Below are 13052 nucleotides of genomic sequence, written 5' to 3' on the forward strand. Positions count from 1 at the left end.
GGTCAGGCAAGCCGTTAACCATATAGCCGATAAGGAAATGAAGCCAGTCAGGCGCCGCGAATCAAGCGGTCGCGCAGCGCCGCATGATCCTCCTCCGCGACCTCCGGCCAGCATTGCACCGCTCCCGCTACCAGCGCCGCTACGGGCAGTCCGTTGCGGTATAGCAGGCGATTGCCGGCCAGCGCCGGGACCTTGCTGCCGGGCAGCAAACTGCCGCTGAGGTTGAGCGGATCGCTGCCGCTGACCACCACCAGGCTGCCGTCCAGCGGACGTCGGCGCACCCCGCGCAGCACGGCGATGGCTTCCGGCAGGGCGAACTGTTCGCCGGCCAGGCCGCTGACGAAGCGGCCGCCACGGATTTCGCCGCGGGCCTCCAGGCGGTGGAAGGTGCGCAGCAATTCGCGCCAGCTCGGCAGCCAGTCGGCCTCGCGCTCCAGCAGGCGCCAGAACACCACGCCGTAGCGGCGCAGCAAGGTCCGGGCGATGTGCTCACGGACGGCTTCGCTGTCGTCAGACGCTGCGCTGCGACGCAGCAGCGCCCAGCGTCCGGCGTCGTCCATGCCGCCGAACAGCGGTCCGCGGCCGCGTCGGCTGCTATGGGCCTGGCGTTTGCTGGCCGGGGTGATCAGCGCGCGCAGGCCGGCGAAGCTGTCGGCGCTGACCAGTCCGGCCGCCACCAACTCCTGCAAGGCGTTTTCCAGTTCGGTGGGCAGCAGGTGAGCGTCGTCACGCAACTCGTCAAAAAACAACGCGCCGTGCTGGCTCAGGGCGCTGTGAACCTTCTGCGCCCGAGGCGACAGCGCGTCGATGTCGAATGGCTGACCGAGCCCTTGCCAGATGCCCAGGCGGCTGCGCGGCAGCAGCACCAGCGGCGTGCTGCGCAGGGTGCTGGCGGCGGCTTTGCCGGTGGGGGCCAGGCGCGCCCAGGTGAACTTGCCGGCGCGACAGGCTTCGTCCAGCCAGCGCGGGCTGTAGTCGCCAAGGCGTGCCGGCAGCAGGTCGCTTTCCCAGGCGCCGGCCGCCGCCGCGTAGCCTTCGAACTGCTCCAGTACTTCTCCCAGGGCGGCGTTGCCTTGCAGGCGGCTGGCGCTGGACAGGTGCTGCCAGTCGAACAGGAAACGCATGAAATCCTGCAGGCTGACCGGCTCGATTTCCCGGCGCAGGCGCTTGATGGTGTAGCGGTGAATACGCGCCAGCAGGTGCCGTTCGCACCATTGCTCGCGGGGCTCATCGGGATGGAACTGGCCACGCATGACATAGCCTTCGCCTTCGAGGCGAGCGAGGACCTGCTGGATGACAGCGAGCTCCAGGTGCAGCGGCGCTGCGATCTGTTCCGGGGTCAGCGGACCAAAGCCGCTCAGCCGCGCGCGCAGCAGTTCCAGCGCGGCGCTGTCTTCATCCACCACGGCATCGAAGCCGGGCAGCGCTGCGACGGCGGGTTGCAGTTCGGCGTGTGGATACACCGCCCGCAGCCCGTTCAGGCGCTCGCGGGCGAGCCACAAACCGGCGCCGTCCGCCACTTGCAGATGGCAGGCGCGCCCGCTTTCGGCCAGCGCCCCCAGCCACTGCGCCCAGCCGGGATTGGCGGCCACTTCCGCGTCGCTGATCGCCGCGAGGCTCATCAGTGCTTCATGCATTTCATCGCTGCTGCCCGGCGCCGGCCAGGCTTCCAGCGCCACGGCGGCAATGGCGTCGCGGTCGAGGGCGCCCAGTTCGTCACCGCTTTGCGGCTCGCTCCAGCGCCGGTTGAGCACGGCCTGGGTGCGGCGTTCTTCCAGCGGCGCGTCGTCAAGGAAGGTGTAGGGGCGGGCATTGAGAATCGCTGCCGCCAGGGGCGAAGGCGCGGGCAGGTCGCGGCAGATCAGGCGGATATCGCCACCTTCGATACGCCGCAACAGGGCGAGCCAACCGTCGGCATCCATGGCTTCGTGCAGGCAGTCATCGAGGGTTTGTTCCACCAGCGGGTGCTCGGGGACTTCGCGCTCGCCGGCGAGGTTTTCCAGGCAGGCCAGTTGATCGGGAAATACTGCGGCGGTCAGGTCTTCGCTGCGCATGCGCTGGATCTGCGGGGCGATCCGCTTGCCGCCGGCAAAGCGCGGCAGGGCCAGGGCGACCCCGGCGTTCCAGCGCCAGCGCACGCCAAACAGTGGCGCGTCGAGCACCGCCTGGATCAGCACCTGCTCGGCGCTGGCGCTGGGCAAAAAGCGCCAGACGTCTTGCAGCGGGAAGCTGTGGCCGGCAGACAGCGAAAGGATGATCGCGTCCTCGCTGGCCGCCGCCTGCAATTCGAAGTTGAAGGTGCGACAGAAACGCTTGCGCAGGGCCAGGCCCCAGGCGCGGTTGATGCGGCTGCCGAACGGCGAATGGATGATCAGTTGGGTGCCACCGGACTCATCGAAGAACCGCTCCATCACCAGGGTGTTCTGGGACGGCAGGGCGCCGAGGACCTGGCGGGTCCGGCCGAGGTAATCGAACAGTTGCGCGGCGCTGTCCGCGGCTAGGCCGAGCGTCGCCCCGAGCCAGTCCAGCAGCGGCTGTTCGCGGCCCTGGTGGTCTTCCAGGCACTGGTCGATTTCGCCTTGCAGGCGGGCGACGGCGCGGGACAGTTCATCACTGCGCCCCGGCGCTTCGCCGAGCCAGAAGGGAATAGTCGGCGGCAGGCCCTGGGCATCTTCGACCCGCACCTTGCCCGGCTCGACGCGCAGGATGCGGTAGGACGCGTTGCCGAGCTGGAAGATATCGCCGGCGATGCTTTCCACCGCGAAGTCTTCGTTGACGCTGCCGATGTTCAGCGCCTGGGGTTCCAGCATCACCGCGTAATCAGCGTTGTCGGGGATGGTCCCGCCGCTGGTCAGGGCGGTCAGTTGGCTGCCGCGCCGTCCCCGCAATTCGCCGCTTACGGCGTCGCGGTGCAGGTAGGCACCGCGCACGCCCTGGCGACCGCTGTAGCCTTCGGCGAGCATGCGCAGCAGCGCCTGATAATGCGCCTCGTCGAGGTCGGCGTAGGGTTTGGCGCGACGAAAACAGTCGAGCAGCGCCTGTTCTGCCCACGGCTGGCAACTGACCTCGGCGATGATCTGCTGGGCCAGCACGTCCAGCGGCGCTTGTGGCACATGCAACTCGTCCAGCTCGCCGCGACGCACGCAGTCGAGCAGGGCGACGCATTCGATCAGATCGTCGCGGGTGGTGGCGAACAGACGGCCTTTTGGCGTGCCTTCAACCTGGTGACCGGAGCGGCCGACGCGCTGCAGAAACGCGGCGATGGAGCCGGGCGAACCGATCTGGCAGACCAGTTCGACTTCGCCGATATCGATGCCGAGTTCCAGTGATGCGGTGGCCACCAGCACTTGCAGTTCGCCGCGCTTGAGGCGTTGTTCGGCGTCCAGTCGCGCTTCTTTCGCCAGGCTGCCGTGGTGCGCCGCCACCGCTTCGCGGCCGAGGCGTTCGCTGAGGTGTCGGGCCAGGCGTTCGGCCAGGCGCCGGGTGTTGACGAACACCAGGGTGGTGCGGTGTTCGCGGGCCAGCACCGCAAGGCGGTCGTAGACACGCTCCCAGACATCGTTGGCCATCACCGCGCCGAGGGGCTGTGGCGGGACTTCAATGGCCAGGTCGCGCTGGCGTGCGTGACCGATATCCACCACCGCGCAGGTGCGCTCCGTGCCCACCAGATAATCCGCCACACGCTCCACCGGCCGCTGCGTTGCGGACAGGCCGATGCGCCGCAGCGGCCTGCCGCACAGGGATTCAAGACGCTCAAGGGTCAGGCTCAGATGGCTGCCGCGTTTGTTGCCGGCGATGTCGTGGATTTCATCGACGATCACTGTGTGCACGGTCGCCAAGCCCTTGCGCCCGGACGCCGAGCCCAACAGCACATACAGCGACTCCGGTGTGGTCACCAGAATGTGCGGTGCCTGCCGGCGCATGGCGCTGCGTTCTTTCTGCGGGGTGTCGCCGGTGCGTACGGCGGTGCGGATGGCGGGAACCGGCAGACCGAGCTGCTCCAGCTCGGCACTGATACCGGCCAGCGGATTCTGCAGGTTGATCTGGATATCGTTGGACAGCGCCTTGAGCGGCGAGACGTAGACCACCCGGGTTTCATCCGGCAACTGGCCGTCGTTGGCCAGGCCCTGTTCGAACAGTTCGTCGAGTACGGCGAGAAAGGCGGTGAGGGTCTTGCCGGAACCGGTCGGCGCCGCCACAAGCAGCGATTCACCGTTGCGGATCAGCGGCCAGGCCTGCGCCTGCGCAGCCGTCACCGTCGGAAAATGGCGGCGAAACCAGTGGCGGACAGCCGGGTGGAAGATGTCCAGCACCGGATGGTTGTGGGCGGGCAGATTCATCCTCTGTTTATGCGTCCTGCATCCGATGCTTGCAAGGGGCCACTGGTCAGTTGCGGCATGACCGTGGGATCCTTGCCGGCCTTTTTTTCGCTGTGAGCTGTCGCCATGAGCAAGACCATCCGCATCGCCGCCGCCTTGTTGATTGACCCGCGCGGACACACCTTGCTGGTGCGCAAGCGCGGCACCCAGGCGTTCATGCAGCCGGGCGGCAAGATCGAGGCGGGCGAAGCACCGGTGGCGGCGCTGGCGCGGGAGTTGTTCGAAGAGTTGGGGCTGCGCATCGATGAGGCGCAGGCCGGCTATCTCGGCAACTTCAGCGCGCCGGCGGCCAATGAGCCGGGCTTCGAGGTGGTGTGCGAACTGTTCCGCGTTGACACCGCTGAGACCGTGGTGCCAGCGGCGGAAATCGAGGAAGCCCTGTGGGTGGATGCCGAGGCGGCCGAGCGGCTGGTGTTGGCGCCGTTAACGCGGGATCTGATCCTGCCGCTCTACCGAGGCGTTTGACAGGCAATCGCAACGCGTCGGCCACGCACAATTCCGTGGGAGCGGCTGTTCGCCGCGAAGGGCCGCGCAGCGGCCCTAAATCCATCCAGCAACCTGTTTCTGGCCGGTTGGGGTCTCACATTCAGCGATCCTCAACGTCGACAAAAATGCCGTATGTAGACAGCCATCTCGTGCTGGATGGTTTTGGGGCCGCTGTGCGGCCCATCGCGGCTAACGGCCGCTCCTACAGGTTCCGTGTCAACTCCCGGTGTTTGCGTAGATATCTATCCTTACCTGACCACACTCACCCCATCGAGGGTGGAGAACGAGGTGTCCTTGGCGGTCAGCAGGAAGTCGCGCATGTACGGTGCGTCGAGCATGTCGGTGCGGATCGCGGCGTACAGCGTGGCGAACAGGCCTTTTTCGCCGAGGCGCTTGCCCTTCACATAACCCCGTGAGCTGTATTCGTGCAGCGCCCAGTGCGGCATGCCGCAGACGCCGCGGCCGCTGGCCACCAGTTGCATCATCATCACCGTCAGTTCCGCCGTGCGCACTTGCCCCGGCTCGACGTCGGCCGGTTCGAGGAAGCGGGTGAAGATGTCCAGGCGGTCGCGCTCCACCGGGTAGGTGATCAGGGTTTCCTTGGCCAGGTCTTCAGGCACCACATAGGGCTTGGCTGCCAGCGGGTGCTGGTTGGCCACGGCCAGCATCGCTTCGTAGGTGAACAGCGGGACGTAGGTGATCCCGGCCAGATCCACCGGGTCGGAAGTCACCACCAGATCGAGATCGCCACGGGCCAAGGCCGGCAGCGGGGCGAAGGCGAAGCCTGAGGCCAGGTCCAGCTCGACTTCCGGCCAGGCATCGCGGAACTGGTCGATGGTCGGCATCAGCCACTGGAAGCAACTGTGGCACTCGATCGCCATATGCAGGCGCCCGGCGGTGCCACCGGCCAGCCGCGCGATGTCGCGTTCGGCACCGCGCAGCAGCGGCAGGGTGGCGTCGGCCAGTTGCAGCAGGCGCAAGCCGGCGCTGGTGAAGCGGATCGGCTTGGTCTTGCGCACGAACAGTTGCATGCCCAGGCGCTCTTCCAGTTCCTTGAACTGGTGCGAGAGCGCCGACTGGGTCAGGTGCAGGCGGTCAGCGGCGTCGACCAGGCTGTCAGCCTCGCGCAAGGCGTGCAGGGTTTTCAGGTGGCGGATTTCGAGCACCCGGATTCTCCATGAATAACATTTGAGTAAAAACAAGATTGGTTGAGTTTGTCTCATGCAGGCCGGGCTGTCGACTACCGAAATGACATCGCCATCAGCCGGCAGAAAGCCGGACCGTTTTGCGCCGGGCCGGCTGTTGGAGTGGGCGGTGCGCCGTCGATCAGGTGAACAGCGCCGCGAAGTGCTTGCGCGCTAGCGCCTTGCCAATATCGCCACGCCAGATTCGCTTGGCCGTTTCACCTTGGGCCTGCTGCCATTGCAGACCGAGGCGGCGTTGTTCGGCGGTCTTGAGGTGGGCCTTGGCGAAACTGTCGAATCCCGGGTTCGCCGAGTCGTAGTGAAAATGCGCATACCACAGGGGCGCAGGCGGGGCCTGGGTCAGGTCGCGGATCTCGAACTCGAGCAGAAACTCGACGCGCCCATCGGGACGCCGTGGCATTGCTGTCATGTCGCTGACCTTGATGATGTCCACTGATCCTTGTTCCAGCAGATAGTCGAGCATTCCTTCGCTTGGCGTTTTGCTCTCCAGGGTCTGGCGGATGCGCAACTCCCGACCCAGTGTCAGCAGTTCATTCGCCTTGGTCCGGAGCACGTCTGGCAGCGAGGCTTGCGGATCCTGTGCGGCGATGAGCGAGGCGCGGGTACGAAGCTCCAGGGCTTCACTGACCAGCATGTGCTCCAGGTCTACCGGCAACATATTCTGTCGCGCATAGCCCTGCACTTTGCTGGTGTAGGCGGGGAGTTGGTCCAGACGTTCCCGCGCTTCACGGGTGAGCTGCTTGAGGTCAACGGGTACGGGTGGCGGCGAGGACCTGGGGTTTTCCAGTCGCCAGCGGCCTTGCTGGCCCTCCACGTAGATTTCCGTCTGGTTGTTGATGCCGGGGACCGTCATGCGCCGCTGCCTGTCGGCACGTTGCTCGATACCCATCAGGACCTGGTTGTCCTCGGTTTCGAACAGCCGACGCGCTGGTTGGGCCGGGCCCGGACGACGCGTGGGCGGGAAGGCGGCCTTCTTTCTCCAGCGCTCGGCCAACTCAGTGATGTAGAGCAGTCCGTCCAGGAGTGGACGGACATGGCGCTGCTCGAAGAACTGCGGATAGCTGGCATTCCAGGCGAGAAAGTCGCGGTGGAAGTTCTGGTAGGTTTCGTGGCAGTTCTGCAGCACAAGGTTACGCTGGGCAGCGTTGCTTTGAACTTCAGTCAGGTGGAGTTGGTTGCTGAGTGCCCGATCGAGTCGGGTCCGGCTTTCGGAGATCCGCAGTTGTAACAGGAACCAGGACACATCGATGGCGGCGTCGTAGTCATTGACGATTTCCAGGTAGTTGCCGACTTTCAGGAGCTCGGTGGTGGCCTGGCTGAATTTCTGCCGCAGATGCTCCACATCTTCGCGCACGTGGGCGCGCTGCTCGGCGACGGTGATGCGTTTGTTCCAGGATTCGACTTCCTGCATCAGGGTGCTGGTTTCGTCGAGTTTCTTCACCAGTTTCAAGCGCATCTGTTTGCGTTGCTGCAACAGCAACACGTGGTGCTGGATGTTCTCGGCGGGGGTTGCCTCGATCTCGAGGCCGAGGCGGTCGATTCGTGCAAGGTGTGCCAGGGCCTTGGGTTTGATGATGTTCAGTTCGTTGAGCCGGCGATCGACCTGCAGCCAGGCAAGACGGCTCTGCAGGGCCTTCAGCCGCGTTCGGTTATTGCCGGCGCTCAACAACACCAGCGCGTCCAGGTCCGGGTACAGCTCGCTGGCGATTTCTCGTTCCTTCAGGTAGCGGACGCTCAGCTCGTTGCTCAAGGTTTTACGTACCTGCAGATCGGCTGTCTGGTTGAAGCGTCTTTGCAGGTCTGCAGTGCCGGTGTTAAGGGTTTGAAGTTCGCCCATCTTGTGGTCGAGGCGACTTTTGAGTGCTTGCTGGCGACGCAGGACTGCATCGGTCCACCAGCGTGGCAGGTGCTGACGAATGGCTGCGGGCCAGAGCGGGTCGGCAAGGTCGGCCAAGTGTCCCAACGCTGCCCCGCCTCCGGCGACGGGGCTGATGATGTTGACGCCGTAGAGTGCTCCGTGGGTATCCCAGTTTCCGAAGCCATCAAGGGCGACAGGCTGTCTGTACCCGGTATGGCTGTTACCGAGCAGACGCCAGGTGTGGCGGCTGGCATCGAACTGCACTTGATAGATCCGGCCGTTGTTGAGGATGAAATTCCCTCGGGTGTGGCGGTAGATCCCGCGGTAGATGCCCTCGGTACCTGGGGTCAGACCCGCCAGTGACAGTTCGCCGATGTACTCGTAGCCACTGAAGCGATCCACGACGGTACGCCGACGGCCCCCAGGCGCGGGATGCAAGTGACCGCTGGCGACCAGCCGGACCAATTGTCGCTGGCGGATCCACGCGCGGCTCGGCATCGGGTTGGCCCCTGCGCCGGGCGCGAGGTCCATGGCGGCGTCGATCAAGGACCCGAGGAGCGATTCAAGTGCCTCCAGACCGTCGACCACGTCGTTGCGCAGAAAGGCGGCGACCGCGCGGTTCGCGCTGGTCCAGGCGTCATAGAGTGCGATCACCGTACCGACGAATGGCAGCACGCCCAAGGCCATTTTTATGTAGTCGAATACCCTTCCACTCTCCAGCGCGAACAGCTCCAGGCGCAGGTCCCGATTGGAGCGCGATGTCGCGCGGTGGGCCTGCACCAGGCGGCCCAGGTGCGCGTTGAGCTGGTGAGCTGCCAGCGAAGTGGTGGCGGGCCAGGCTTGCTCAATGCCGATCAGTCCGTCGAAATGGCGAATGCACGCCTCGTTGATGCGGGCGAGGTGGTAATCCACGGCACCCTCCAGAGCCCGGTCGGCGAGATAGGCCGCCATGTTGCTGTCGAAGGCCAGATTGAACAGGGCCATTCGCGCGCTTTCCAGGTCCGCATACTGGCGCAGGAAGACGGCATCGGGGCTGTCTGGCAAATAGAGCAGCGTCAGGCCACTGACGCGTTCATGGATGAACGTCACGCCCGACAAGGTACTTGGGCGATCATCGCTGTCGGGGCCGCCAGGCATCAGCATCGCGGGCAACAGACAGACGCGTTTGCCACCCTGATTGAAGGCTTCGTTGGAGCTGGCGTCGATGGCCAGCGTCAGGATTGCCTGGCCGGCAGAGGTGATATGACGCTGGTGAAGCGCCGCCCGCGTACGGATCGCCAGCATCAAGCGAATTGGCTCAAGCAGGCACTCCTGATGGTATTGCTGGTGAAACGGATCGCCATCCGCCGAGCCCAGGAACGTATCGCGGATGCGTTGCTCGTAACGGCCGGCGAGGTCCAGTTCGGTAACGAAGCGCCGCAGGTAAGTGAGGTCCAGCCCGGAGGCGAGCGTGGCCTGGTCTGTGCTGTTCCCCCGGGTGAGCAACACCTTCATGAACTGCAGACGGAAGAACATGCTCTGGTCGATGTTGGTCAGGGCCAGTGTCTGAAGGCTCATCACGCTTCTGGTCTTGCTCGGTGTCAGCACCACTTTCATCGGTGTGCCGGGGGCTCCTGATCCTGCAATCACGTCCTTCGCGAAATAGGTCGTGTCGGGAATGTCGAGGTTCACCTGCACCTGACTGCCGAGCGCGAAGTCTTGTAACAGTCGGGCTGCGACCTGCTGTGTGGCGAAATCATCGCGGCGAGGTAGCTCGCGCTCCAGCAAAGCCTGTGAGCGTTGCGCGGCAGGCAAGCAGGCCTCGATCAGAGCCTTGAATGACTGGCGGTCCTGGTCTGACAGCCGTTCAAACCACTGCGGCTGGGCGCGGCTCAGGACCAGGGATCGGTTCTGTTCGAGGAACCGCTCGTAGGCCAGATCCCTGGCGGCATTGACTGGAACGCTCAACTCATCGATGACTGCGCGCCGCAGTTCCTCCAGTGCGCTCTGGTACTGCGCTTGATCGTGCGCGGTAAAGCGCTGAAGCAGCTCGAGCGCAGCCCGCTCGAACCGGGCAAGCTGGTGTTGCAGGCTGTAGTCGAACGCGTCTTCCTGCACGGGCGTGAGTAGCAGCGTTTGGGTATTGCTGCCGGCTGGAAGCTTGAAGAATTCACGCTCCAGCGCCTCGACCGAGGCGAACCGCAGCAGGCCACCCGCGCCGCCAGGCCAGCACAGCAATACCGGGTACTCGGGGGCCAGAGTGGACGCCGAAGTCCCCTGAGCAATGACCAGTACACCGTTCAGGGGATGTGAACGGACCTGTTGGTTGTCGTCGGCATGCAGGGTCAGCGAGGCTGCAACCACCGGCATGTGGCGCTGCGCGGCAGTGGGGGCGCTGAGGACCGCGTCGAGCATTGCCCATTCGTCGTCGCCAAGCTGACGCATGGCGCGCTGAATATCGGCCTCGGCCCGCAGGCCATCCTTGCGCGCTTGCTTGAGTTCGTCGTAGGAGGGGCCTGATGAAATACGCAGCTCGTGCAGGCGCGAGCTGTCGAGTAATGAGGTCGCCGCCTGCTCGGCGCGGCTTTGCGCACTGGCCAGGGCGTCGAAGGCTCTGTCGAGCGGTTGCAGGGTGGACGGGGGAGGCGATTCGCTGTTGTCCTTCGCACCTGCCATGGCTTCGAAGGCTTCCAGATGCCGCTTGACCATGGCCAGGCGAGTGCCCAGTGGCATGTCCTGGTACAGGTTGCCAAAGTCGGTCGAACGGTGCATTTCGGCGTCTTCGATATCGCTGGCCAACGTCGGCAATTGAGGCGGTTCGGCGAACAGGGGGTTGGCCGCGCGCGCGCGGTCGTAGGCGTCGGCCGCGGCGAGTGGGGCGCCCAGGTCGGGCTCATCATTTTGAAGCACGGAACTGAGGCGGATCTCCCGCAGATGGCTCATCAGGTGCCGGAAGGCGGCATCCAGCGGCGCTTCCTGCCATTGATAGGCCAACGTGTTGCGCGGTCGAACCTCGTTGCCCTTGTAGCCCCACAGTGACCGCTGGCGGTCCAGCAGCTCGGATTCCAGCGCCGCTCGGTTGGCGAATACCTGCATTACCGGTGTGTGCAAGGGCAGGTACAGCAGTTGATCAGTACCCAGGCCCGCGTCGGTGATGACCAATGCGCCAGGCAGCTTCAGTTTGCTGCCATCAACCAGAACCAGATGCAGTGTCTCGAATCGCGTGGATATGGCGACCGTATCCGGGCGAGGGAACGCCGCTTGTGCTGCTTGCCATTGGTCCGTGGTCAGGGTGCCCTCGGCACGGGCAAGATCGAGCGCGGCCCTGAAGTGCGTCTGATACTGGTTCGCAGCCCAGGCGCGCCGCGACAGTGGTGTGCAAGGCGCTCGGGTATTCCAGTAGGCGGTCCACTGGTCATTGAGGTTACCGCTGAAGTTGAGGGTTTTGAGCGTTTCCAGCAGCGCCGTTGGCGACTGGCCATGCAAAGGATGGTCTGCGGGCAAGCCAAAGACTTCGCTGATCTGATTCAGGTCGGGTTCCAACCGGGGAAGTTGCAGGGCGAGCGCACTGGCTTCCCCCAGGTCGATGCGTTGGCCGCTGTGAAAGCGCAGGCCAGCTAGCGCACTGTCCAGGCTCCAATGCTGGTGGATCTGCTGGCTGATCGAGTCGCGGATCCCCGGAAGCCCGCTCAGCAATTCGAGCATGTGTTGACGGCATTCCTGCCAGCGTGCAGCAGCGCTGAAAAACAGGTTTTCGTCGTACGGGCGGGAGTCGTCGAGGTCCTGGTCCAACGCGAAGTCGATCGGGTTCAGGGGCGCGTTCTGGCTGGGGAGGGGCATCGGGTTTACCTCAGATTCGGCAAAAGCAGGCCGTCGTGGCGCTGCTGTCGGCAGATTTGAGGTGAACCCCGGCGTGGGTGGGCGGTAGATAACTATCCGCTGGGCGGGGTTCATGAAATTGTCACGGAACTGTGGCAGCGCGCCGGCACAAACATCATCACACTCGCGCTCTACTGGGGATTTCGTTTTCGGTGTTTTTCCATGCGGTTCTATTTATTTCTTCTGGCGCTGCTGAGCGCCTTTCCGTCGTTCGCCGCGCCGCGTTGCGACGTGCATGCGCCTGTCCAACAGGCCGAACTCAAGCAGGTCAGCCTGGCCTACCAGAGTGTCGGGCGCAGCACCGATCCGGCCTTGCTGCTGGTCATGGGCCTGGGCGGGCAATTGATCCACTGGCCCGATGAAGTGGTCGAGGCGCTGTGCAAGCAGGGCTTCCGGGTGATTCGCTACGACAACCGCGATGTCGGCCTGTCGCGCTGGAACCAGCCGCCCGCCGATGCCAGCCTGACCTACGAACTGGTGCGCTATCGCCTCGGCCTGTCGGTGAGCGCGCCCTATACCCTCGAAGACATGGCCGAGGACGGCCTGGAACTGATGCAGTACCTGGGCGAAAGCCGCTTTCATGTGTTGGGCGTGAGCATGGGCGGGATGATTGCCCAGCACCTGGCGGCGATGGCGCCGGAGCGGGTCGAGAGCCTGACGCTGATCATGTCCAGTTCCGGTGCCCAGGGCCTGCCGGCGCCGAGCGCGGCGCTGATTCAGCAACTGGCGCGGCGCGGTGCGCCCAACCGCGAGGTGGCGATCGAGCAGCAGGCGGATTTGCTGGCGGCGCTGGGCAGCCCGCGGGTGCAGGATGATCGGCAGGTGTTGTTGCAGCAGGCGGCAGTGTCCTACGACCGCGCGTTCAACCCCGAAGGGGTCAAGCGCCAGATCATGGCGATCCTCGCCGAACCCAGCCGGGTCGAACTGCTCAATCGCCTGCGGGTCCCGGCCCTGGTGGTGCATGGCACCGCCGATCCGTTGCTGCCGGTCATGCACGGGGTGCACCTGGCGGCGCATATCCAGGGCAGCCAGTTGGCGTTGATTCCGGGCTTGGCCCACCGTTTTCAGGAGCCGTTCAAGGCGGCGCTGCTGGCGGCGGTGTTGCCGTATCTACAGGCGCACCGGAATGATTTCAGCCATCTTGCCCAACGTTAGGCTCTGTATGAAAAGCCTTGATACTCGGTGATGCTGCGTTGAAAACAGCCTCGTGCGCGAGCCCGGTCGAAATGCTCATTTACAACCCGTAAACGTCGAGCGCGACCCCGG

General features: G+C 64.7%; 5 protein-coding genes. 2 read left to right on the plus strand and 3 right to left on the minus strand.

Annotation, left to right across the window (positions count from 1 at the left end; all coding sequences use genetic code 11):
* Window positions 1–47: 47 nt before the first annotated feature.
* Entirely contained in the window at window positions 48–4340 is a 4293-nt protein-coding gene (locus DM374_RS26320) for a DEAD/DEAH box helicase (RefSeq protein ID WP_110972509.1), read from the minus strand.
* A gap of 105 nt (window positions 4341–4445) precedes the next feature.
* Here DM374_RS26320 and DM374_RS26325 point away from each other — a divergent pair, with 105 nt between their 5' ends.
* Entirely contained in the window at window positions 4446–4844 is a 399-nt protein-coding gene (locus DM374_RS26325; protein WP_110972510.1) for an NUDIX hydrolase, read from the plus strand.
* Window positions 4845–5113: 269 nt separating this feature from the next.
* Here DM374_RS26325 and metR read toward each other — a convergent pair whose 3' ends face one another.
* On the minus strand, window positions 5114–6031 hold the full coding sequence (metR, locus tag DM374_RS26330) for a transcriptional regulator MetR (RefSeq protein ID WP_110972511.1): 918 nt from the start codon (window positions 6029–6031) through the stop codon (window positions 5114–5116).
* Between the two features lie 160 nt (window positions 6032–6191).
* Complete coding sequence (locus tag DM374_RS26335; protein ID WP_110972512.1) at window positions 6192–11747, minus strand: dermonecrotic toxin domain-containing protein; 5556 nt, start codon at window positions 11745–11747, stop codon at window positions 6192–6194.
* Window positions 11748–11948: 201 nt separating this feature from the next.
* Between DM374_RS26335 and DM374_RS26340 the strand changes: the two genes are divergently transcribed.
* A complete protein-coding gene (locus DM374_RS26340; protein ID WP_110972513.1) occupies window positions 11949–12941 on the plus strand; it encodes an alpha/beta fold hydrolase in 993 nt (330 codons plus the stop codon).
* The last annotated feature ends 111 nt before the right edge of the window (window positions 12942–13052 follow it).

It is taken from the genome of Pseudomonas huaxiensis, from assembly GCF_003231275.1.
GTDB classification, from domain to species: Bacteria; Pseudomonadota; Gammaproteobacteria; order Pseudomonadales; family Pseudomonadaceae; genus Aquipseudomonas; species Aquipseudomonas huaxiensis.

Bases quoted from the DNA above. Each gene is read 5' to 3' on its own strand.
- DM374_RS26340 (WP_110972513.1), top strand. From the start codon at position 11,949: ATGCGGTTCTATTTATTTCTTCTGGCGCTGCTGAGCGCCTTTCCGTCG.
- DM374_RS26320 (WP_110972509.1), bottom strand. From the start codon at position 4,340: ATGAATCTGCCCGCCCACAACCATCCGGTGCTGGACATCTTCCACCCG.
- DM374_RS26335 (WP_110972512.1), bottom strand. From the start codon at position 11,747: ATGCCCCTCCCCAGCCAGAACGCGCCCCTGAACCCGATCGACTTCGCG.
- DM374_RS26325 (WP_110972510.1), top strand. From the start codon at position 4,446: ATGAGCAAGACCATCCGCATCGCCGCCGCCTTGTTGATTGACCCGCGC.